This window comes from Ruegeria sp. YTSA108, assembly GCF_059610185.1.
Genome location: NZ_JBXWND010000012.1, coordinates 117,167 through 138,849, shown reverse-complemented (window position 1 = coordinate 138,849; position 21,683 = coordinate 117,167). Strand labels below are relative to the sequence as shown.

The 21,683-nt window shown below is 55.2% G+C and carries 20 protein-coding genes; 2 read left to right on the top strand and 18 right to left on the bottom strand.

Annotated elements, in window-relative coordinates:
- Nucleotides 1-289: 289 nt before the first annotated feature.
- Nucleotides 290-1,033 carry a LytTR family DNA-binding domain-containing protein gene (locus AC2FHW_RS16370; RefSeq protein ID WP_271950522.1) on the top strand — a complete coding sequence of 248 codons (744 nt, stop codon included), beginning with the start codon at nt 290-292 and terminating at the stop codon, nt 1,031-1,033.
- A gap of 6 nt (nt 1,034-1,039) precedes the next feature.
- On the opposite strand, the gene pdeM is transcribed toward AC2FHW_RS16370, so the two are convergent.
- The 15 genes from pdeM to AC2FHW_RS16295 form a co-directional block, all read right to left on the bottom strand.
- On the bottom strand, nt 1,040-1,702 hold the full coding sequence (gene pdeM, locus AC2FHW_RS16365) for a ligase-associated DNA damage response endonuclease PdeM (protein WP_142638200.1): 663 nt from the start codon (nt 1,700-1,702) through the stop codon (nt 1,040-1,042).
- A 42-nt stretch (nt 1,703-1,744) separates the two neighbouring features.
- Complete coding sequence (locus tag AC2FHW_RS16360) at nt 1,745-4,156, bottom strand: ligase-associated DNA damage response DEXH box helicase (RefSeq protein ID WP_271950521.1); 2,412 nt, start codon at nt 4,154-4,156, stop codon at nt 1,745-1,747.
- Between the two features lie 40 nt (nt 4,157-4,196).
- Nucleotides 4,197-5,504: a DUF8689 domain-containing protein gene (locus AC2FHW_RS16355; RefSeq protein ID WP_142637954.1), complete on the bottom strand. Its 1,308-nt coding sequence runs from the start codon at nt 5,502-5,504 to the stop codon at nt 4,197-4,199.
- A gap of 118 nt (nt 5,505-5,622) precedes the next feature.
- Nucleotides 5,623-6,159, bottom strand: coding sequence for a prepilin peptidase (locus AC2FHW_RS16350; protein ID WP_142637956.1), 537 nt, complete (start codon nt 6,157-6,159; stop codon nt 5,623-5,625).
- Between the two features lie 3 nt (nt 6,160-6,162).
- Nucleotides 6,163-7,014 (bottom strand): tetratricopeptide repeat protein, encoded by an 852-nt coding sequence (locus AC2FHW_RS16345; RefSeq protein WP_496692898.1) that lies wholly within the window; start codon nt 7,012-7,014, stop codon nt 6,163-6,165.
- Between the two features lie 29 nt (nt 7,015-7,043).
- Nucleotides 7,044-7,625 carry a tetratricopeptide repeat protein gene (locus AC2FHW_RS16340; RefSeq protein WP_185956705.1) on the bottom strand — a complete coding sequence of 194 codons (582 nt, stop codon included), beginning with the start codon at nt 7,623-7,625 and terminating at the stop codon, nt 7,044-7,046.
- 6 nt (nt 7,626-7,631) lie between these two features.
- Complete coding sequence (locus AC2FHW_RS16335; RefSeq protein WP_142637960.1) at nt 7,632-8,609, bottom strand: type II secretion system F family protein; 978 nt, start codon at nt 8,607-8,609, stop codon at nt 7,632-7,634.
- A gap of 10 nt (nt 8,610-8,619) precedes the next feature.
- Nucleotides 8,620-9,588 carry a type II secretion system F family protein gene (locus tag AC2FHW_RS16330; RefSeq protein WP_142637962.1) on the bottom strand — a complete coding sequence of 323 codons (969 nt, stop codon included), beginning with the start codon at nt 9,586-9,588 and terminating at the stop codon, nt 8,620-8,622.
- Nucleotides 9,589-9,599: 11 nt separating this feature from the next.
- Nucleotides 9,600-11,042 (bottom strand): TadA family conjugal transfer-associated ATPase, encoded by a 1,443-nt coding sequence (locus tag AC2FHW_RS16325; RefSeq protein ID WP_142637964.1) that lies wholly within the window; start codon nt 11,040-11,042, stop codon nt 9,600-9,602.
- Between the two features lie 24 nt (nt 11,043-11,066).
- Nucleotides 11,067-12,302 (bottom strand): CpaE/TadZ family protein, encoded by a 1,236-nt coding sequence (locus tag AC2FHW_RS16320; protein ID WP_142637966.1) that lies wholly within the window; start codon nt 12,300-12,302, stop codon nt 11,067-11,069.
- 194 nt (nt 12,303-12,496) lie between these two features.
- Entirely contained in the window at nt 12,497-13,126 is a 630-nt protein-coding gene (locus AC2FHW_RS16315) for an OmpA family protein (protein ID WP_142637968.1), read from the bottom strand.
- Between the two features lie 17 nt (nt 13,127-13,143).
- The gene (locus AC2FHW_RS16310) at nt 13,144-14,550 is read right to left on the bottom strand and encodes a type II and III secretion system protein family protein (protein ID WP_142637970.1); all 1,407 of its coding nucleotides are present in this window, start codon (nt 14,548-14,550) and stop codon (nt 13,144-13,146) included.
- Between the two features lie 194 nt (nt 14,551-14,744).
- On the bottom strand, nt 14,745-15,626 hold the full coding sequence (cpaB, locus tag AC2FHW_RS16305; RefSeq protein ID WP_271950513.1) for a Flp pilus assembly protein CpaB: 882 nt from the start codon (nt 15,624-15,626) through the stop codon (nt 14,745-14,747).
- A gap of 143 nt (nt 15,627-15,769) precedes the next feature.
- Nucleotides 15,770-15,979 carry a hypothetical protein gene (locus AC2FHW_RS16300; protein WP_281973276.1) on the bottom strand — a complete coding sequence of 70 codons (210 nt, stop codon included), beginning with the start codon at nt 15,977-15,979 and terminating at the stop codon, nt 15,770-15,772.
- An 81-nt stretch (nt 15,980-16,060) separates the two neighbouring features.
- Complete coding sequence (locus AC2FHW_RS16295; RefSeq protein ID WP_142637976.1) at nt 16,061-16,267, bottom strand: hypothetical protein; 207 nt, start codon at nt 16,265-16,267, stop codon at nt 16,061-16,063.
- Nucleotides 16,268-16,619: 352 nt separating this feature from the next.
- Between AC2FHW_RS16295 and AC2FHW_RS16290 the strand changes: the two genes are divergently transcribed.
- Nucleotides 16,620-17,486: a lytic transglycosylase domain-containing protein gene (locus AC2FHW_RS16290; protein ID WP_271950510.1), complete on the top strand. Its 867-nt coding sequence runs from the start codon at nt 16,620-16,622 to the stop codon at nt 17,484-17,486.
- A gap of 43 nt (nt 17,487-17,529) precedes the next feature.
- On the opposite strand, the gene AC2FHW_RS16285 is transcribed toward AC2FHW_RS16290, so the two are convergent.
- The 3 genes from AC2FHW_RS16285 to topA form a co-directional block, all read right to left on the bottom strand.
- Nucleotides 17,530-18,156 (bottom strand): 3-oxoacid CoA-transferase subunit B, encoded by a 627-nt coding sequence (locus AC2FHW_RS16285; RefSeq protein WP_142637980.1) that lies wholly within the window; start codon nt 18,154-18,156, stop codon nt 17,530-17,532.
- A complete protein-coding gene (locus AC2FHW_RS16280) occupies nt 18,156-18,860 on the bottom strand; it encodes a CoA transferase subunit A (protein ID WP_281973275.1) in 705 nt (234 codons plus the stop codon). The genes AC2FHW_RS16285 and AC2FHW_RS16280 overlap by 1 nt, the downstream gene beginning before the upstream one ends.
- 91 nt (nt 18,861-18,951) lie before the next feature.
- Entirely contained in the window at nt 18,952-21,585 is a 2,634-nt protein-coding gene (topA, locus tag AC2FHW_RS16275) for a type I DNA topoisomerase (RefSeq protein WP_496708220.1), read from the bottom strand.
- Nucleotides 21,586-21,683: the final 98 nt, after the last annotated feature.

Sequence of the window (21,683 nt, the reverse complement as noted above, 5' to 3'; positions counted from 1 at the left end):
ACAATCGCATGCCTGCTGGCCAACACCCTGACCGCCGCATGCCGCGCAAACAAACTCCCCGAACCAGAAGGCCTGACTGTGTGACCCATAGCGGACAGTCGTGCATGTAGATTTTCAGGGCCGGGGAACTCCCCGGCCTAAAATTTGTTAATATGTAAACTAAGTGTGAGATTACGGGCATTGAATGTGCCTGTATTGGTGATAAACTTTCTATTCCAGCCGGTTACGTTGTAATATGGCAAGTCCCCGGTAGTATTGGCTGGACCCGGAGAGTTGTTGTCGAGTGTTTATGTTCACGAAACTGCGCCCAGTTTTCGCCGAAATAGTAGGGTACCGGTTGATTGCCGGGCTGGTTTTCCTTCTGCTATTGTCCTTCGTATTCCAACCATTTCAGGCCATCGAAGTAACCTTTCCTTGGCGCTTGGCCTTCTGGATCGGGGTGATGGCGCTGGCGCTAGGAGTGACCTGCGTCGCAAGAAGATTGTTGCGTAGGTTGTTCGCTGAGACCGAGTTTTCTGGGCGCGACCTTGTGCTGATATCTTTGGTTTTCGTCCTTTTCGTTCCAAGCCTTTGGTTGATGGTCTGGTTGCTGTTTTCGGCCAACGGACTGCCGTGCCCGGATATGTTATCCGTAACATCTTATGGCGCCTTGCTGTCGGTGGGCTTGATCCTGGTGCGGCGTGAGGCATCGAAACCTCAATCCGAATATGCTGAAATTCCGCTGCCGCGCATGTACAAGCGGTTGCCGGGATCCTTTCAGGGCCGGGTCTATCGCTTGACGGTCCAAGACCACTATGTGGATGTGGTGACTTCTGAGGGCACGTTTACGATCCGGTCGCGTTTTACCGACGCCATAGAGGAAATGGAACCTATACCGGGCCATTGCACGCACAGATCGCATTGGGTTGTCGATGACGCCATTGCTGGGGTCGAACGTAAGGGTGGCAAGATCATGTTGCGCCTGAAGAACGAAGAGCTTGTTCCGGTCAGCAGGAAATACCGTCCGTTCCTAGAGGAAGATGGTCTGATCTGAGCCGCCCTATCTGGGCATTGGGATCATTTGCGGGATTTTCCCTGTCAGGATCGCCATTGCCTGATCGCTCATCAAGGCGTCCAGAACGTGATCCGAGCTAAAGAGCCCACCAGTATAAGTCCCATAGGCAGGCAGGATCAGACGCGCCTGATCCATCAGGAAGGCGGGGCGGGTGATGGAACGACCGCGAACCCGCACGCGCGCCTTGGGGTGGTAATGTCCCGAAACCTCAGCCTTGCCCTTGGGTTGCGCAATATGACGAAAGACCAGAGGGTCAACCGCATATTCGGCCAAATGGCTTCCGCCCAGATCTACCGGGCCGGGGTCATGGTTTCCTTCGATCCAGACCCAGCGGCGACCGGCCTGCATCGCCGTAATCTGCAGCCTGTCGGGCACACTCAAGGCGTTTAGGGCATCAAGATCATCAAAACTATCCCCAAGGCAAATAACGATGTCAGGCTGCGTGTGCTCGATATCTGCGGCCAATCGGGCCAGGGTGTCCTGGCTGTCATAGGGAGGTAATGTCGTGCCGCCCCGGCGCGCCAAACGCTCGGATTTACCCAGATGCAGATCGGACACGCAAAGCACGCTTTTGTCGGGCCACCAAAGGGCACCAGACCCAAGCGCGAGCAGATTTTGCCCGGCTAAACAGATCGAAACTTCGTTCATGTTACGTTCTTTGCGACGTTCCGCTATCGCGTGCAAGAGGTTTTAGCAGGATTTCAGCCCAGCCTCTTGCAATAGGCGCGCGCTTTCTTCCGCCAGCAAGCGTTCTTCAGCAGCACCTTTGACGGGTACCTTGCCAACCTCAAGAAACAGTGGTGCAGCCAGAGGTGAAACCCGATCCAATCGCATCAGATCTATACGTCCCCCGATCCGCTCGATCAGTGCCTCGATCCGCCCGAAATCGACGAGACCGCGCATGGCCTCTTCTCGGGTGATCTGCATTAACAGGTGATCGGGATCGTATTTCAGCAAAGTATCGTAGAGGATATCTGAGGAAAACGTGGCTTGCCGACCACTTTTGCGCTGACCGGCCATGTTCCGTTCGATCAGCCCTGCAATCGTGGCCGAGGCACGAAAGGTGCGCTTCATCACGGCATTGCCCGCCAGCCAGGTTTCCAAGCCGTTGCGCAGCTCGTCGGGCTGAAATAGCGGACGCGGGTCTATCACCGCGTCCAACCCCCAGATCAGGGTTGCATAGTCGGTGGCAACAAAGCCCAGCGGTGCAAGGTCCGTTTCTTCCATCCGTTTGGTCAGCAACAGCCCCAGCGTCTGCTGGGCGTTGCGACCCGCAAAACCATAGACACACAGGTTTTCGCGCCCATCGTTGGGGAAACTTTCGATCAGTAACCTGTCACGCTGAGGCAGGCGCGAGATATCGCGCTGCAACACCAGCCAATCTGCGGTATGCGCGGGTAACTGGGGCCAATCGGGCTGTGCAAACAGCCGCAGGATACGGTCGCTCAGCTGCGTCGAGGTCGCAAATTTGGTGCCTGAAAACGTTGCGATCTTGGGCTTCTTATCCGCTCGGCGGCTGACTTCGACCGTCATCTCGCGCAATCCCTCATAGCGCACGATCTGGCCGCCGATCAGAAAGGTATCTCCGTGGGTCAGCGAGGCAGCAAAGGCTTCTTCGACCTCTCCCAGAGGCTTGCCCCCTCGATTGCGTTTCAGGCGGACTTTCAACGTATCTGTGTCCTGAATCGTGCCAAGGTTCATGCGGATACGCTGCGCAGCACGGGGGTCACGCAGCTGCCATTGCCCATCTGGCCGTAGCTGCAGCCTTTGCCACCGATCATAGGCGCGCAGGGCATAGCCCCCGGTTGCACAAAAGTCCAAACAGGCGTCGAACTCTGCTCGGGTCAACCCGGCATAGGGGCCCGCTGCGGTCATTTGCCGGAACAGGTCATCGGCCAAGAATGGCCCGGATGCTGCGGCAATCAGGATATGTTGACACAACACATCGCGTGGACCTGCGCCGCGGGGATCACCGTCCAGATCATGAGCTTTTACAGCCTCAAGTGCCGCTATGCATTCCACAACTTCGAAGCGGTTTGCGGGCACTAACAATGCTTTGGAGGGGGCGTTGTATCTGTGATTTGCGCGCCCGATGCGCTGAACCAGCCTTTTGACGTTTTTGGGCGCCCCGATCTGAATGACCAGGTCGACATCGCCCCAATCAATACCAAGATCCAGACTGCCTGTGCAGACGATCGCGCGCAGTTCACCGCGAACCATTGCGGCCTCGACACGTTCGCGTTGCTGCCTGTCCAGACTGCCGTGATGAATGCCAATCGGCAGCCCGTCTTCGTTGGCAAGCCAGAGGTTGTGAAAGAAAATCTCGGCCTGTGCGCGGGTGTTGTGAAAGATAAGCGTCGTCTTATGCTTCCGGATCTGGTCCAGAACGGCAGGGATGGAATAGGCCGCGCCACCGCCCGACCACGGAGGCATTTCCGGCGTTTCCAACATTTGGATATCGGGGTCAGGCCCAGGATCGGCCTCAACGATCCGGCAGGGATCAGGGTGACGTGCCAGAAATCGGGCAATCGCATTGGGGTCTTCGACCGTTGCAGACAGGCCCACCCTGCGCAGGTCCGGGCAGAGCCCCTGCAGACGGGCCAGCGCCAGCATCAGCTGGTCGCCACGTTTGCTCTCGGCCAGGGCGTGGATTTCATCGACAACCACCCGTTGCACGCCCTGAAACATCCGCCCGGCGTCTTCATAAGAGGTCAGCAGGGCCAGGCTTTCAGGTGTGGTCAAAAGGATTTGCGGTGGGTCAACTCGCTGACGCTTTTTCTGTGTGGCTGAGGTATCTCCGGTGCGGTCCTCAATCCGGACGGCCAGGCCCATTTCCTCGGCTGGGCCACGCAGGTTTCGCCGGATATCTGCCGCCAGCGCCTTGAGAGGGGAGACGTAGATTGTATGCAGGCCATCATGGTCCCGCTCTGCCAGATCGGCCAGCGTGGGTAGAAATCCGGCCATTGTCTTGCCCCCGCCGGTGGGGGCTATCAGCAACGTCGCCGGTTCAAGGGCCCGGTCGTACATGTCCTGCTGATGCGGGTGGATGGACCAACCTTTGTCTTCAAACCAGTCAGTAATCCGGGCGGGAATCTGCGTCATAAAGGCAGATTACCCGGCCCGTCAGCGAAATGGCATTAGGTTATTTGACGATTTTCTCATCTTTGACGAACATGTTGGCCCAAGCGCGTTCAATCAGATCGGGGCTCATCTGATAGGGGATGCCCTCGAATTCGCAGATCGAGATCATCTGATCAATCAGGAATATCGGCTGATAGTTCGCATAGATGTTGTCGATGGTCGGGTATTTGACCTTTAGCAGATGGACCAATGCGGCCTCGTCCAGAGGCATCCCGCGTTTGCGGGCCACCATGGCGAAGATTTTCAGGAAGTTCTCTTGGTTCGGACCGTCAATCTTGATCTTGAAGAAGATCCGGCGCAAAGCGGCTTGGTCAAAGATCTCGTTGGGGTGAAAGTTGGTCGAAAAGATGACCAGCGTGTCAAAGGGCACTTCGAATTTTTCACCCGATTGCAGGCCAAGGATATCCTTGTTCTCTTCCAGTGGAACAATCCAGCGGTTGATCAGGGCCTGAGGTGGTTCCTGCTGACGGCCAAGGTCGTCAACGATAAAGATGCCGCCCGTCGATTTCAGCTGCAGCGGGGCCTGATAGGTCCGCGCCGTAGGGTTATAAACCAGATCGAGCATGCTGAGTGACAGTTCACCGCCAGTCACAACAGTTGGTCTTTCACATTGGACATAGCGCGAATCAAACCGCTTGCGGCGGCGCAAGCTATTGGGATCATCTGCTTCTTGTTCGATGGCTGTGTGTACAATCGGGTCATACACCGTGATCACCTGACCAGCGTATTCGATGGCATATGGGACATAGACATTATCGCCCAAAGCATCCCGAATACCGTTCGAGATAGAGGATTTACCATTACCCGGAGGTCCATACATCAGGATTGATCGGCCTGCACTGACCGCGGGTCCAAGGTGGTCCAGCAGGCTGTCAGGCAGAACCAGATGGCCCATTGCCCCGGTCAACTGGTCGCGGGAAACCTGGATATTCCGGATCGACTGGCGTTTTACCTGCTCGCGGTACACATCCAACGGGACGGGCATGGCGCCGAAATATTCGGACTGGCTCAGCGCATCCAATGCACGCGCTTTGCCCGCATCGGTCAGTTGATACCCCATCTCATTGCCGCTGTTGGCGTTCAAAGTACCGGTTGCTTCCAGCAGCTTTTGTTCGCGGGCAAGGTCGATCAATTCCTGTGTGACAGAACCCGGCAAGCAGATCGCTTGGGCAACTTCGGAAACTGTATCTACGGTTTTACGAAAGATAGTTTTCAGCAGGATATCCCGCATCATAACAATAGGAAGCTGCATATCGCCCAACCCCTTTGGGGTAGGGGGGGCCATTACCGAGGTTGTCTGCATATTCATGAGCGTTGCCCGTCTAATTCAGTATTCACGCCAATAGCCCTGAAAAGGGCCCTTTGACGAAAATTTGGCCGGGCTTTGTGTCAGTTCCAAGGCGGGGACAAGGCGGACTGATGATAGTTTACGAGCCGTAAACAGTTCCAAGTATCAGGTAGATGGCCAGGGTTGCACCAAGCGCGAAACCCATTGGAAATTGTTTGTCCCGACGCCAGCTTTCCCAATCTGGGGCAATAGCTCTGAGGGCGGTATGTTTGGCCAATCGATGCGTGACAAAGGCCGCCAAGGTGGTCGACATCAGGATCAACAATACCAATGTGAAATCGCCCATCCAAACAAAGGCTGAGGCCGCGGCTATGAACTTTGCGTCTCCGGCTCCCATAATGCCGGCTGCGTTGAGCAGAATGCCGATGACCAGCATTACAACTATATGTAACAGCTGCCACAAATAGGGTGGGAGGGACACAGAAAACGGGCCGGTAATCCAACCATCCGACCAGGGCGGCAGGACAAACAAACCGATGACCGCAAATACCGAAGCCAGTGCTACTACGGCGTGATTCTTGATGAGCATGTCACGCAGGTCGGTGAAGGCTACGTAATAGCAGATCGGCAGTACGAACGGCAAAAACCAGGCCGCAGCACCCGCTGGAATATGCATGTATCAGGCTTCCTCAAGCGCGCGCAGGGATCGAACGGCTTCGTCATAATGTTGCGGATGGGTGGCGATCGCTTCGCGGAACAGGTTCTTGGCCGTCGCCACATCACCGCGTTTCACCGCCGAGATGGCCATTGTGTTCAACAACATCGCGCGTTCGACCTGAGACATGGGAACGACAGGCATGCTGTAATTGCCCTGTGCAGCCCGGGCGAGGACCAGATTGTTCTTTGCCGTGAATAGAGAGTTATCCTGTCGAATGGCCTCGGTGAATAACCGTTCGGCTTCGTCGTACTGGCCGCGCGTCAGTTTGGAATATCCCCAGTTGTTCATTACACCACCGGGTCGGGTCGTCAGACCCACGGCGGTTTCATAGAAATGATCCGCGCGTTTCCAGTCTTTTTGCGAATCCGCGACGACGGCTTCCAGGCGGTAGCGTTTGAAAGATTCAAAAGTCGGCGGGATCGAATCCAATGTCGATTTGGCCTGTGACCAGTTCCCGGAACGTACCAGAGAGTCTGCGTATTCGATCTTGTCTACATTGGTCGCACCGCTCATCGTAGTGACTTTTTTCCAGGCGGCGGTTGCCTCGGTCGTCCGTTTAGCGCGCGCCAGTGAAATCGCCAGTCCACGTTGCAGGTCTATACGACCCGGGTTCTTGGCGGCGGCACCCTGGAAATAGGTAACGGCTTCGTTCGGATCGGCGGCCGACAGAAGAACGTCGTTCAGGTTGGTTTCGTCAATGACGTTCACCTCCTGAAATGTACGCTCGACCTTTTCTTCTTCGGACTCTTTCTCACAGGCTGAGAGGATCAGCCCGCAGATTGCGATAGACGGAATCAAGAATTGTTGGCGCATTTTTGCGTCCCTTACTGCTCTTGCCTATGTTACGGGAGCTTGCGCAGCATGAATTGCCCGTCGCCTTGCTGCTCCAGTGTGTATTCTTGTTCTTGAGGGGTATTATTATCAGTATTTTCCATTTTTGCGAGAGCTAACCGCAGATTGTCCCGGATTGCGTCACTTTCGCCATTATCGAGAGCATAGGCCCGGCGAAAGACCTGAGCGGCCTCGGGATATTCTCCGATTTCCATCAGCAACACACCCAGATTGTTCCAGGCGACAGACCATTCGGGGTCATCTTCAACCGCACGGCGCAGCAGTGTTTCCGCCTGTCCAAGCCTCCGAAGGCCCAGATTTGCCGTCCCCATCGAGGTCAGGATCTGCGTTGTCATTCCCTGATTGAGCGCTGCGCGGATAAAGGCATCCAACGCAAGCTCGTATTCACCCGAAGCCATCAGCCGGTTACCAACTGCGATCTGATCCTCGGCCGGGGCTTTACGATCAATGCCAGGTGCATCCAGATCCCCAGAGGACCCCGTTTCCGTGCAAGAAGCCACCGTGGCAAGAACCACGGTGGCCTGTAACACGCGGCGTATCCCCGTTTGGATGCACCTGGGTTTCAATTTCATAGGCTATTAGCCTCCGCCGAATTCAGCGATGCCTTTGGCCGAGGGTCCAACCAGAATGACCAGCAACGGTGGCACCGTCAGCATCATAGTGGCGAGTGTCATTTTGGTTGGCAACTTGTTAGCGGCCTCTTCGGCGCGCATCACGCGCTTATCTCGCATCTCGCCGGCGTAAACCCGCAAGGCTTCGGCGATGGATGTACCGAATGTTGCCGATTGGATCATCACCGTCACAAATGAGTTAACATCCTGAACGCCACAGCGCGTACCAAAATCGCGAAGAACCGTATCCTTGTCCTTACCGGCCTTCAATTCGTGGGCGACGACTTCAAATTCAAGCGAAATCTCAGGGTAGGAAGCTTTCATTTCGCGTGCGACGCGAACGATGGCCTGGTCCAGCGACTGGCCAGCCTCGACACAGACCAGCATCAGGTCAAGAGTATCGGGAAAGCCTGCGGTGATCGCTTCTTGCCGTTCTGCGACCCTTCGGGTGATCCAATAGCGTGGCAGAAAATACCCGGCGGCCGACGGGACAAGAACTCGTATTATCATCTGCTGCGCGGTAAATTCCTGACCGTCGGAAAGGACAGTGACCAGCAAAACACCAATCACAATTCCGATGATGCCCAAGGAAAATTGAGCGAAGTGGAAGAACCGAACTGCGTCCTTTGATTGATACCCCGCCTGCCGCAGTTTCAGCTGCATGGCAGACAGTTCTTCCTTGTTCTGTGGCTCAAGGAAGTTGGCAAACTTCTCAAGCTGCTCGTTTCGCCCGCTGGTTCTGAGCTTGTCCTTTTTGACCTTCTTATCCTGTCGAGGGGCTGCATTAGAACGCTGCAGTTTCTTCAGGGGATCTTCTGGCTGGCTCAGGATCAAGGGGACTGTGATCAAGATCATGAACAGTCCAAGTACACCAACCACGATCAGTGGACCGAAGGGGCCAAGGAGCTCGGTTAGAAAGTCATTTATTTGGGTCAGGATTTCCATGGTGGTGTCCTCAGACCTTGATGTCGGTTAGAATGCGCATGACGATCAGGTTCAGTGTCAGCATGATGCCGACAAAGAAACAGGCAGGAATGAACCATGGGTGATCCATAACTTCGTCATAGTACCCGGGGTCGTTCACCAAAATGAATCCCAGGCAGAACAGTGGAAATCCAGATAGGAATTTTCCTGACCATTTTGCCTCGGCTGTGATAGCGTTGACGCGCCGGAAAAGTCGAAAACGGGCCCGGATCACCTTGGCCAGACCGGCCAGAATTTCGGCCAGGTTACCACCGGATTGCTGTTGGATGCCGACGGCCACTGCCAAAAACCGTAGATCCTGCATATCCAGTCGTTGTGCCAGATCTTTGAGAGATTCACCGACGTCACGGCCATAGGCACATTCATCAGCGATAACTCCGAATTCAGTGGCGAGTGGATCCTGGACTTCATTTGCGACGATTTGAATGGTGGACACAAAAGGGTTCCCGACGCGAAGCGACCGAACCATCAATTCCACAGCATCTGGCAACTGTTCTTCCAGCATTGCCATACGCTTTTTGGCCTTGTTGTTTACCCACGCATAGACACCACCAACACCGATTGCGACCGAAATTGCGGCCCGCATTATGGTTTCCGTTCCCGTTGCAATGCTGAGCCCCATGAAGGCAAAGCCTGTCACCAACACCATAATCAGGATCAACTGACGGGGTGTGAAGGCGATGGCGGCCTTCTGAGCCTTGTCCGCCAACAGGGAATAGAGCGGAATACTCTGGGACTTCATATGCTGCTGCATTTCCTTGCGCAGCTGTTCCAGAACTTGTTCGCGCCCGACGCCTTTATCCAGCATGTCAAGACGGCGGTTCACGCGGCTGTTCAGACTGATGGATTTTCCGAAGGCAACCAGATAGATTCCTTCCACCAACGCAAGTACGCCTACGAAGATCGCGACGTAGATCAGTGCCTCCATAGGCAGTTGCATTTCAAGATCTCCTACATAGTCGTTGGTTCGTAAATCGAAGGGGGCAGATCATAGCCCCACAGACGGAAGCGTTCGGAGTAGTGGCTGCGAACGCCTGTCGCGGTAAAATGGCCAATGATCTTGTTGTCGGGCGTTAATCCAACGCGTTGAAAACGAAAGATTTCCTGCATGGAAATCACATCGCCTTCCATACCAGTGATTTCGGTGATCGAAGTCATACGCCGCGAGCCGTCCTGCAGGCGGCTTGCCTGAACGATCAGGTTCACAGCACTGGAGATCTGGCTACGGACGGCCTTGATCGGCATTTCGATCCCGGCCATCGCGATCATGTTTTCAAGGCGCGAAATCCCGTCTCGGGCCGAGTTCGCGTGGATCGTTGTCATCGAGCCATCATGGCCAGTGTTCATGGCCTGTAGCATGTCGATAACTTCCGAGCCCCGTGTCTCACCCACGATGATACGGTCGGGACGCATACGAAGGGCGTTTTTCAGACAGTCGCGGGGGCTGACTTCACCCTTGCCTTCGACGTTAGGCGGGCGGCTTTCCATCCGGCCAACATGAGACTGTTGCAGCTGGAGTTCCGCTGTATCCTCGATGGTCAGAATACGCTCGGCGTCGTCGATAAAGCTGGACAATGCGTTTAGCGTGGTTGTTTTACCGGAACCGGTACCGCCCGAAACGATCACATTCAGGCGTGTAGATACAGCAGCCTGCAGATAGGCGGCCATTTCTTCGGTGAAGGCACCAAAATTCACCAGATCATCAATGGCCAGCTTATCTTTTTTGAACTTACGAATGGATACCAGCGAGCCGTCAACGGCAATCGGTGGCACCATGGCGTTGAAACGCGAGCCATCCGCCAGACGGGCGTCCACATAGGGGTTGGATTCGTCAACACGGCGGCCCACGGCGGATACGATCTTGTCGATGATCCGCATCAGGTGCTTTTCGTCTTTAAAGGTAACGTCGCTAATTTCTAGCTTACCGAACCGTTCAACAAAAATTTGCTGCGGGCCGTTGACCAGAATATCGCTGACAGAGTCGTCCTGAAGCAAGGTCTCGAGCGGGCCAAGACCGGTTACTTCGTCATACAGTTCCTTGTTCAGCTGTTGCCGGTCGTCGCGGTTTAGAACGATGTTGCGGGATTCCAGAACCTCACTGGCAATCGCACTGATTTCCGAGCGCAGCTCGGATTCTCCAGCTTTCTCAAGGGCCGCAAGGTTCAGGTTTTCAAGAAGCTCGCGGTGGAGTTCGATCTTGATTTCGCCCAGACGCTCTTTGCGCTTGCGTTCCTTGTCCGCCCCTACAACCTCGACCGCCTTTTTGGGGGTGGGTCGCCGGGCAACAGCAGTAGCGGTTGATGCTTGCTCCGCTGCAGGTGCAGGTGTGGCCTCGGGCGATTTAGCCGGTGCCTGGACCGGTTGTGCTTCGGGTTTTTTATATCTTGAAAACACGGCGGCTCTCCCTGTGGGATTGTGTTATGCGGCTTCGGCGCTACTGCTGCCCAGGCTGTGCAGCGACTTCGCAAGCTTTGCGATTTCCTTGCGCAGTGGGTTCTTGGCCGCAGCGTTGGCCAATGGCAGACCGTGATCACCGCTTTGCATCACCGGTTTGCCGCCATCCGGCAGTTGAAGATCAATAGAGATACCCAGGCTTTCACCCATGCGCTTGACCCGGCCCTTACCATTCAGATCGGTAAATTTCGGGGCGCGATTGAGAGCGAAACGCAACTTATTGAAGGGTAGTTCCTCGGCCTGTAAAGCGCGCTTGAGGCGCAATGCGTTCTGAGCCGAACGCATGTCCAGTTCTATCAGGGCAAAGTAAACATGGGCGGCCTGCAGTACAGTTTCCGACCAGTGAACCAATGTCGTTGGCATGTCGACGATCACATAATCGAAGTGCTTTCGTGCCTTTTCGATCACCCGTTCGATATCTTCTTGCGTAATCAGATCCAAAGGCACCATATCCGACGGCGCAGTTAGCACCTGCAGCTTGTCCTCATAGGACTGAAGCGCCTGGGTAAAGAGGTCATCATCCATTGCCGCCGTATCAGACAGCATCTCGAATACAGTTTCTCGACGGGGAAGATCCAGATATGTCGAAACCGTTCCGTATTGCAGGTCCAGGTCAATCAAACAAACCGAAGGGGCCTCTTTGTCAGAGACCGTTGCCAGTTCCCAAGCTAGGTTGACGGCCATAGTCGTCGACCCGACCCCACCGGCAAGTCCTTGAACCACAAACAAAGCACCCTCTTTAGAGTCGCCAGCTGCACGTGCGGCATCTGATCCGGGGGCAACGGCGACGGGTTCGGGTTTGTTCATCCGGTCGATTGCTTCTTGCAATTCACCTTCTGGAAGAGGGTAGGGGACGAATTCGTCCGCGCCCTTGCGCAACAACTGATGCAGCGAAGCCGGGGTCACGTCCTCGGCGATCAGAACTATTTTGATATTTTTGTCTTTTGCCTGTGTGATGATTTCACCCATCAGTGACAGGTTGTCTTCATCCTCGCCATCAATGGCCAACGCGACAAATTGCAGTGAATTCGCCTCGGGTTGGTTGAAAAATGTCAGGGCTTCGGCAAAGCCGAGATCACCCCAACGCTCACCCAAAGCGCCTTCCATATCTTCTATAAGCAGATCGAAATTCTGGACATCACGGCTGATCGTGCAGGCCAGAATTGCGGTCTCTTCGTTTTGCGGCGTGGCGCTTGTCATTAACACAATCCTCGTCGAAGGGTAGGCGAACCATCCTGGCCCAGAGGACAGGATTGGCTTGCTGTCACCCTATTGCGGCCATTTTCGGACGCAGGTCACCCAATTGTTGAAAATGTGGCTTGGAACTTAGGCAAGAATTAGGCGCAAAAGAACCAATTGTAGGGAATTGGGCGACGATGTCGCCCAATCACAGTTTATTGTTCGCTTGTATCGCCAATAGCGGTCTCGCGGCGCAGCTGGGATTCATAAACCGCGCTTTCCACGTACTCACGATTGACGATAGCGGCGTATTTGCCATCGAGTAGCTGGGGTGCACGATCAACGAAGCCTGATACTTCGGTCACGGTGCGCCTGTTGCGACGGTCTCGATCCGGCGTAGCCACGAGAGGTCGAGACTTACCGAATGAAACAACCGCCTCCAACCGCGAGCGAGAGATACCCTGCTGCGTAAGGAACGCAACAGCCGCATTCGCGCGCCGCTGGCCCAGGCTTTGGTTATATGCCGTTGATCCAACAGCATCCGTATGGCCATAGACCCGGAACCGTGCCTCGGGGAACTGTTTGATCCAGTTCGCCTGACGCAAGAGTACTCGCCGAGCTGTTTCGTCCAGTTGAGCGCTGTTGAAATCAAAGTTGATCTGGGTCGGCACTTCGGCTGCGAACCGTTGGCCCAGGATCTGGGCATATGTCAGTTCGCCATTCATTACTTGAATGTTGTTCAGTGTCGCATTCCCGAACGCGCCTTGATCGGCTTCGTATCCGGCCTCACGCGTACATGCGGCGACAGCGACCGAAAGACCCAGTGTGATGATCCACTTCTGCATTGGTCCTATCCTCCTAATCAATCCAGGACGTAGCCGTACGAGCTACCGAAGTCCTGATTCGCGACTTCCGAAGCTGCACCGGCACCTAGACGTTCAGTCCGACCGACTTTGCCATTGACGAACAGATCAAATTCGCTGGGCGGTTTGACCCGATCCGTAGGCAGAGCCAGTGCCTCGCCACGAGTCGGCGACACAAGGTGGGCTGTGATGATGATCACCAGTTCACTTTGCTGACGCTGATATTCCGCGCTGCGGAAGAGGGCGCCAAGAACCGGGACGTCACCCAACCAAGGAATCTGGCTGTTCAGGTCGGTGAAATCATCCTGGATCAAGCCAGCGATCGCAAAGCTTTCACCATCGCGCAGCTCAACCGTTGTGCTGGTCTGGCGTGTGATGAAAGATGGAACATTATCACCTTGAATGGTGAAGTTCGACGAACCATCGATAGCTGACACGGCAGCAGCCATTTCAAGGTTGATCAGATCACCATCCACAACGCGGGGGATAAAGTCGATTTCAACACCGAAGGCTTTGTATTCAATCGCAATTACGCCGTCGTCCTGCGGTACCGGAATAGGAACTTCACCACCTGCAAGGAACGTCGCTTCCTGACCCGAAAGTGCGGATAGGTTAGGCTCTGCAAGGCTGCGCGCCAGTCCTTTGGACTCGAGTGCCTCCAGCAGCAGACGAACCTGTGTGGAGCCTGCGCCAAAGCCGAACAGAATTGCGCCGGTATTCGTCTGTACCGCCGGAATGTTGTTGTTCAGGGCATTTGCCAAAGCACCAGCATTGTTCAGCGTGTTGATACCGCCAGTCACATCACTGCCGCCGAAACCAAGCGATGCAGTCAGGCTTTTAGCCACCGACCGATTCATCTCGGCAAAGCGCACTTTCAGCATGACCTGCTGAACGCCGCCAACCGACATCAGGTTCGATACGCGCTCCGGTGCATAGCGCTCTGCCAGCTCCAATGCCCGCGCCAACTTGGCAGCGCTAGAAATTGTGCCAGAAAGAACGATACCGTCATTGGCGGTGCGGACTTCGATAGGCTCGGTTGGCAAAATCTGGCGCAGACGTTCTTTAAACTCGGTAACATCCGGTGCCACACGGACCCGAACATTAGCAAGTAGATTACCTGCGCCGTCGAACAATGTCAGGGTCGTCAGGCCAGGAGCCTTACCCAAAACATAGATAGTACGATCCGAAAGCGACGAAATATCAGCGATGCCTGCATTGGCGATGCTGAGTTCGGCAAACGGTTGCTCACTTTCTACAACTATTGCGCGGTTCATTGGCACATCAAGCGTTTCCGCTGTACCCTTCTTTACCACGCGAAGTGTTTCAGCCCAGGCAGCATTGCCGACTGGGCCAACTACGAGCGCCAAGCCCAATAGGGCTGCGCTTATCCAGGAACTTCTTTTCATGTGACCTGCCTCTCCGATCACGCCTCGTTTTTTGCGGCTACTGCCTTATGTCTGATAACACTGCGCGAATTGAGAATTTATTGCAATAATCAATGGTTTCTGGAATTTTCCTTATGTGGACAATGCGCAACATGCGAACAAATTAGGGCCGCGCAATTCGCGCGGCCCCGGTCATGTAACGCACTGATTTTCTGTTAATTTGTGCAGGGTGTTACTATTCCCGTATCGACGATCTCGGCACCGCGGCGCGTCTTGACCGTACAGACCTCTTCCGCGATTTTGGGTGCCACGGGGACGACATCTTTAATGCCCAGAAGTTTTCTTTGGTCAACTTCGACCGCGCTTGCGATTGTGTCGTCTTGCACGCCAACCAGCGCCAAAGACAGGCGGCCGGTGTTCTGAGCCTGAGCCAGTGCCGCGATTTGTTCCGGAGTAGCAGCGACCGTAACGGTGCGCGCGATCGTGGCTCCGGTCAGATCGGACCCGGCGCTCTGGTCAACAGCGATCAACTCAATGCTGGTTTGAATCAGGCGGGTGATTTCGCCGCGCGACCCATCGATTCCGCCACCATATGAACCGGTCCAATAGACATCGATACTGTCACCAGGGCGAAGGAAGCCGGATACGCCCGAGGCAACGTCCACGCTGATTGCAAATGCGCGCTTACCTTTCGCGATTCGTGATGTCAGACCCGCTGCCTCGCCTGGTTTGGTTACTTTGACCTCCATCAGGGCTTCGTCTTTTTCCATGGTCCTCAGAACGAAGCGGTCGCCACTTGCATCCTCTGGAAACAGGACGGCCATTTCAAGGAAGCTTCCTTCGGGAATTGCATCCTCAGGCCATTTCACGATCCGCACATCTTCGGCGACCAGACGCTCACCATATTTAAGAGCACGGTTCGAAACCAGAACGTCCACCGTCGGGACGGACTTAACATTTGCCAATGCTTCCTGAGCCGCCAAACGTTCTCTAGCCAATTCCGCCTGATACTGAGAAATATAGTCCCGCGCCATATAAACAGCTCCTCCTGCCAGAGCCACCCCAACAATCAGGACAAGTCCAAATACTGCACGCATGCGCGTTCCCTCATTTATTTGTATGCGATGTCAGTCGTCATAGGGAATACGACTTCAACTGACTATTGGTTACAGGAGAATTGTGTCGAAAAGGGGGACAATGAAGTATTTTTTTGACGCCCGTGTCCTTAGTGCCAGATTGATCAATCTGATTCCGATGCCTGTTCCTGATTCGCAGAATAGACCTCTATACCGCGAAGTGCGTGACCCGTCTCGGTATCGACGTGTTGTACCCCGCCCGTCAAATTGAATACGGTGACAAGTCCAAGGCCGACCAGCGCAGCAGTAAGCACCACCCAATCAACGGTGATTGCGCCATGTTCCCCGGATAAGAATTTTGAAATACCCTTCATCGCAGGACCTCGTCTTTTTTCTATAAAAAAGGGGGCCGCGATCTGACGAGCGCAGCCCCCTTCAAAATTCTATCTAAATAATTACGGGGTTGTTGGGCCCGCGTTAGGTGCAGTAACAACAACACCCGTCAGGGCGGTGTCAATGTCGCCAGCCAGATCGTCGACACCGTCGCTAACCTGTGTCCAAGCAACAGCGGCCAGGCCAACAACAGCTGCGGTCAGAACGACCCAGTCTACTGTTACGGCGCCGTCTTCGTCAGTGGTGAAGTTCTTGATGAACTTGATCATGTTACGTCCCTCCTAAAGGATCTAATAAGTCTAATGAACCTCGGCGTCTTCCAGAGCTTCGTCTCTCAGTCCGCTCCCGATCGTCTCGGTATGGCATTATGTTTGCCTGTTGGGCGTGGCAGGAATTGGGCCAAACCCCAAATTTTTGTGCCTCAGCTTAACTTTTTGGTAGCTTTCCGATTAACTAATTGAAATTAAATAAATAAAAATAATCCCTTCGTACGAGTACCGATAAAACCCGATGCAAAATGGCGCCAAATGAGGCGAAATTGCCCCAATTCACATTGTTTTTCTGGCCTTACAGACAGATTCGGGGTTCAAATCGACGCAAAAGAGAACATGAGGCAGGCAAATGAATCTCCGGAACGCAATAACTTGCGCCGGCTTGGCGCTGGCAGTGGTGTCCGCACCTGTGTCTGTCCCCGCCAACGAAGTCGAACCGCGTGGCGTATATAAACGGATCAAAGCAGCCAAGCCCGGTCAACGCCCGCGCATTACCGTTCAGATATCGCCTACAGAACATGCCTCAGCACCTTCGGCGCCCAGCACAGGGGCTGAGATCGTAGTTCCTGAGATTATCGCGAGGACACGTGTTACGCCTCCGGGGCTTCCGGGAATTTCGCCGCAAAACAAACCCGTCGGGTCTTATAAAGCGTTCTGGGACAGGATCTCACCCGGGATAGATGAAGCCAGTTCGGGTCGTTTGCAGGATTCGATAAATGCGCTAGCCGCTATAAACGTAGCCTCGCCCCGATTGCAGACGCTTCAGAATATTGCTCAGCGGCAGGGGATCGACATTTTACGCTCGACCGTAGGGACAAATGTGTCGCCTGCGTTGGTGCTGGCCGTCATCTCGGTTGAATCGGCAGGCCGGGAGAAGGCGGAAAGTTCGGCCGGGGCGCAGGGGCTGATGCAGCTTATGCCCGCGACCGCGAAACGATTTGGGGTCGAGGACAGCCTTCACCCGGGGCAGAACATCTCGGGCGGAGTGAAATACCTGAACTGGCTGATGGAAGAGTTTGGAAACGACCCGATCCTGGTCCTGGCCGGATATAATGCGGGCGAGGGTGCGGTTCGCAAACATGGTGGTGTACCGCCTTATGCGGAAACACGGGACTATGTGCCCAAGGTTCTCGCGGCTTTTCAGGTGGCGCGAGCGCTGTGTTCGACACCGCCCGAGTTGATTTCTGACGGGTGCGTGTTTCAGGCTCTTAATTGACCAAGGCCCACACTGAAGTGGGCCTTGCCATTAGGTGAATTGATCAGTCGACAATCGTCGCCTGTGTCGCGGCGCGCATCTCATCTTCGCTGACACCATCTGCGAGCTCTACGATCTTCAGGCCGCCATCGACCACATCCAGAACTCCAAAATTGGTGATGATGCGATCCACAACACCCTTGCCGGTCAGCGGCAGGGTGCACTCTTTCAGCACTTTCGATTCACCGTGTTTGTTGGTGTGATCCATAACCACGATCACACGTCCGACACCTGCAACCAAATCCATCGCGCCGCCCATGCCTTTGACCAGCTTGCCGGGAATCATCCAGTTGGCCAGATCGCCTTTTTCATCCACTTCCATGGCACCCAGGATTGCCGCGGCGATTTTGCCGCCCCGGATCATGGCGAAAGACGTAGCGCTGTCGAAATAAGCAGTCCGAGACAGTTCGGTGATCGTCTGCTTGCCTGCGTTGATCAGGTCCGGGTCTTCGTCGCCCTCGAAAGGAAAGGGACCCATACCAAGCATTCCGTTTTCGGATTGCAGGGTGATATCCTTGTCGCCAACATAATTTGCCACCAGCGTCGGGATACCGATGCCGAGGTTTACATACATGCCGTCTTCCAGCTCTTGCGCCGCGCGGGCGGCCATCTGATTCCGGTCCCAGGGCATTATGCGTCCTCCTTCTTGCGGGTGGTGCGCTGTTCGATGCGCTTTTCGTGATTGCCCTGAATGATACGATGCACGTAAATTCCAGGTAGGTGGATCATGTCAGGGTCCAGAGAGCCACGGGGCACGATCTCTTCAACTTCGACCACACAGATCTTACCGCAAGTGGCGGCGGGCACGTTGAAGTTTCGGGCGGTCTTGCGGAACACCAGATTGCCGGTGTCGTCGGCTTTCCACGCCTTGATAATCGCCAGGTCTGCAAAAATACCTTCTTCGAGAATATAGGTCTCGTCGTTGAAGTCTTTGTGTTCTTTCCCATCGGCAATAACAGTGCCTACGCCCGTTTTTGTGTAGAAACCCGGGATCCCGGCACCACCTGCGCGCATCCGTTCGGCCAGGGTGCCTTGAGGGTTGAATTCCAGTTCAAGCTCACCGCTGAGGTACTGACGCATGAATTCGGCGTTTTCGCCCACATATGAACTGATCATCTTTTTGACCTGCTTCGTTTGCAGCAGGATACCGATACCGAAATCGTCCACGCCCGCATTGTTCGAGGCAAAGGTCAGGTCTTTGGCACCCGAGGTCTTGATTGCCTCAAGCAGAAGCTCGGGAATCCCGCACAGGCCAAACCCGCCAGCGGCGATCAACATGCCATCCGAAAGCACGCCATCGAGCGCTTCGTTGGCATTGGCATAGATTTTCTTCATGGAAAACTCCCCCAATGAGATGGTGTTGGGCAGGTTGTGCCGTCACGTCACGGGGAAGTCAATGAAACCGGGCGAAGGGTGGTATTTCTACCTAACCGGCCTTCTTGGTTGTCTTCTTGGCGGCTTTTTTCTTGGGCGCCGCCTTTTTCTTGGTCCCTTTCAGGGCCGCGCGCTCATTGACCAGTTCGATGGCCATTTCCTGCGTTACGTCCTCGGGTTTGATGTCCTTGGGAATGGTCGCGTTGACCTTTTCCCACTTCACATATGGACCATAGCGCCCATCCAGAACCTGCATTGCGCCACCATCGGGATGTTCCCCCAGTTCTTTCAGCGCTTTGGCCGCAGCCCGGCGTCCGCGTCCCGGATTGGAGCGCTTTTCAGCAAGCAATTCGACCGCGCGGTTCATGCCGATCTCGAACACGTCATTGGGGTCTTTGAGGTTTGCATAAACCGGTTTGGCCTCATCCGCCAGCTGGTGCATCAGATATGGTCCGAACCGCCCGAAATTCGAGCTGATCATACCGCCCTCGGGGTGCTCACCAATCTGGCGGGGCAGGGATAGCAATGTCAGCGCCTTGTCCAGATCCATATCATCCTTGCTCCAGCCACGTGGCAGCGAGGCGCGCGGAGGTTTCTTGTTCTCAGGCGTTGGCTCTCCACGTTGAACATAAGGTCCGAACCGACCGGTCTTCAGCCAGATATCATCACCTGAATCTTCACCCAGCAGGCGCTCTTCACCCTCGGCACCTTCACCGGCGATAGGACGGGTATAGGTGCATTCGGGATAGTTGCCACAGCCGACGAACCCGCCAGTGCGTGAAGTTTTCAGGTGCAACTGGCCCGCGCCGCATTTCGGACAGACACGCGGGTCAGATCCATCCTCGCGTGGCGGATAGAGCTGCGGTGCCAGTGCTTCGTCCAGTTTGTCCAGCACTTCGGAAATGCGCAGTTCCGATGTCTCGCCAATCGCGGCCGAGAAGTCGCGCCAGAATTTGCTCAGCAGATCCTTATAGTCCCGATCACCTGCACTCACATCGTCCAGCTGTTCTTCCAGATTGGCGGTGAATTCATAACCGACATACTGACGGAAGAAGTTCAGCAGAAAAATCGTGACGATCCGCCCCTTTTCTTCGGGGATCAGCCGGTTCTTGTCCTTGCGTACATATTCCCGGTCCTGAATCGTTGTGACAATCGAGGCATAGGTCGACGGTCGCCCGATCCCCAACTCTTCCATCCGCTTGACCAGCGTCGCCTCGGTATAGCGCGGCGGCGGTTGAGTGTGATGTTGCAGCGCCAGAACTGATTCATTGTCTGACAGAATAGCCTTTTTCGCGGCCCGGTCCGTGCCATCGCTTGTCGCTTTGGTGAACTGATCCCGCAACGTGGTTTTAGAGAACCGTGCAGGGTCGCCCTGCATGATCTGGGGCAGGCGTTTGTCATCCTCATCGGCGACATCATCGCGGCCTTCTTCATAGACACGCATGAACCCGTCAAACATCACCACCTGACCGGTCGCGCGCAGGCCAACCTGCCCATCTTCGCTTCCGATTTCGACAGTTGTGCGTTCCAGCCGGGCAGCGGCCATCTGGCAGGCAATGGTGCGTTTCCAGATCAGGTCATAGAGCTTGCGCTGATCGTCGTCCGTTACCTTCAGCGCTTTGGCATCGCGGGTCATATCCGTAGGCCGGATGCATTCGTGGGCTTCCTGCGCGTTCTTTGCCTTGTTCTTATAAATGCGAGGGCTGTCCGGCACATATTCCGCGCCATAGCGGTCGGCGATGGTCTCGCGCGTAGCCGCCACGGCCTCGGGGGCCATGTCGATGCCATCGGTTCGCATATAGGTAATGTAGCCGGCCTCATACAAGCGCTGTGCCACTTGCATCGCGTGACGCGCACCCATGCCGAACTTGCGGCTGGCCTCTTGCTGCAGGGTCGAGGTCATGAAGGGTGCGCTGGGATTTCGAGCGGCGGGTTTCGCCTCGACCGAAGTGACACTGAGCGCGCGGCTGGTGATCGCCTGCACCGCCAGTTCGGCCTGGGTTGAGTTGGACAGATCGTGCTTGTCCAGCTTTTTACCGGCCAGTGTGACTAGGCGTGCCTCATAGGTCTGACCACGGGGTGTTTCGAACAGGGCGCGCACCGACCAGTATTCCACCGGTTTGAACGCCTCGATTTCCATCTCTCTCTCGACGATCAGGCGCAGGCAGACAGACTGCACGCGGCCTGCGGATTTTGCACCAGGCAGTTTGCGCCACAAGACGGGCGACAGGTTGAACCCCACAAGATAATCCAGCGCACGGCGGGCCAGATAGGCCTCGACAAGTGGCATGTCCACCTGACGGGGGTTTCGCATCGCCTCGGTCACTGCGTCCTTAGTGATGGCGTTGAAGGTCACCCGGCTGACAGGCGTATCCTTTTTGATCGACCGGCGTTTGGTCAGTGCTTCCTGCAAATGCCAACTGATCGCTTCACCCTCACGATCGGGGTCGGTGGCGAGGATCAGGGCGTTGTCTTCTTTCAGCGCGTCGGCGATGGCTTTGACATGTTTGCGGCTGTCGTTTCCGACCTCCCATTTCATCGCAAACTCATCCTCGGTATCGACCGAGCCATCTTTGGGCGGCAGATCTCGAACATGGCCGTAAGACGCCAGAACCGTGTAGTCCGGGCCAAGATATTTATTGATTGTTTTGGCCTTGGCAGGGGATTCTACAACAACTACAGGCATTTAAGGGGAAACCTCGCTCGACGGAATTGGCGCCTTCTATGAGTGTGCAAGATGTGTAGGGCAAGAGCGAATTGTCAATGCGTTCCTTTGAAAGCAAG

What these genes read in the sequence shown, in the direction of transcription:
- AC2FHW_RS16370 (WP_271950522.1), top strand. Translation starts at nt 290, where the DNA reads ATGTTCACGAAACTGCGCCCAGTTTTCGCCGAAATAGTAGGGTACCGG.
- pdeM (WP_142638200.1), bottom strand. Translation starts at nt 1,702, where the DNA reads ATGAACGAAGTTTCGATCTGTTTAGCCGGGCAAAATCTGCTCGCGCTT.
- AC2FHW_RS16360 (WP_271950521.1), bottom strand. Translation starts at nt 4,156, where the DNA reads ATGACGCAGATTCCCGCCCGGATTACTGACTGGTTTGAAGACAAAGGT.
- AC2FHW_RS16355 (WP_142637954.1), bottom strand. Translation starts at nt 5,504, where the DNA reads ATGAATATGCAGACAACCTCGGTAATGGCCCCCCCTACCCCAAAGGGG.
- AC2FHW_RS16350 (WP_142637956.1), bottom strand. Translation starts at nt 6,159, where the DNA reads ATGCATATTCCAGCGGGTGCTGCGGCCTGGTTTTTGCCGTTCGTACTG.
- AC2FHW_RS16345 (WP_496692898.1), bottom strand. Translation starts at nt 7,014, where the DNA reads ATGCGCCAACAATTCTTGATTCCGTCTATCGCAATCTGCGGGCTGATC.
- AC2FHW_RS16340 (WP_185956705.1), bottom strand. Translation starts at nt 7,625, where the DNA reads ATGAAATTGAAACCCAGGTGCATCCAAACGGGGATACGCCGCGTGTTA.
- AC2FHW_RS16335 (WP_142637960.1), bottom strand. Translation starts at nt 8,609, where the DNA reads ATGGAAATCCTGACCCAAATAAATGACTTTCTAACCGAGCTCCTTGGC.
- AC2FHW_RS16330 (WP_142637962.1), bottom strand. Translation starts at nt 9,588, where the DNA reads ATGCAACTGCCTATGGAGGCACTGATCTACGTCGCGATCTTCGTAGGC.
- AC2FHW_RS16320 (WP_142637966.1), bottom strand. Translation starts at nt 12,302, where the DNA reads ATGACAAGCGCCACGCCGCAAAACGAAGAGACCGCAATTCTGGCCTGC.
- AC2FHW_RS16315 (WP_142637968.1), bottom strand. Translation starts at nt 13,126, where the DNA reads ATGCAGAAGTGGATCATCACACTGGGTCTTTCGGTCGCTGTCGCCGCA.
- AC2FHW_RS16310 (WP_142637970.1), bottom strand. Translation starts at nt 14,550, where the DNA reads ATGAAAAGAAGTTCCTGGATAAGCGCAGCCCTATTGGGCTTGGCGCTC.
- cpaB (WP_271950513.1), bottom strand. Translation starts at nt 15,626, where the DNA reads ATGCGTGCAGTATTTGGACTTGTCCTGATTGTTGGGGTGGCTCTGGCA.
- AC2FHW_RS16300 (WP_281973276.1), bottom strand. Translation starts at nt 15,979, where the DNA reads ATGAAGGGTATTTCAAAATTCTTATCCGGGGAACATGGCGCAATCACC.
- AC2FHW_RS16295 (WP_142637976.1), bottom strand. Translation starts at nt 16,267, where the DNA reads ATGATCAAGTTCATCAAGAACTTCACCACTGACGAAGACGGCGCCGTA.
- AC2FHW_RS16290 (WP_271950510.1), top strand. Translation starts at nt 16,620, where the DNA reads ATGAATCTCCGGAACGCAATAACTTGCGCCGGCTTGGCGCTGGCAGTG.
- AC2FHW_RS16285 (WP_142637980.1), bottom strand. Translation starts at nt 18,156, where the DNA reads ATGCCCTGGGACCGGAATCAGATGGCCGCCCGCGCGGCGCAAGAGCTG.
- AC2FHW_RS16280 (WP_281973275.1), bottom strand. Translation starts at nt 18,860, where the DNA reads ATGAAGAAAATCTATGCCAATGCCAACGAAGCGCTCGATGGCGTGCTT.
- topA (WP_496708220.1), bottom strand. Translation starts at nt 21,585, where the DNA reads ATGCCTGTAGTTGTTGTAGAATCCCCTGCCAAGGCCAAAACAATCAAT.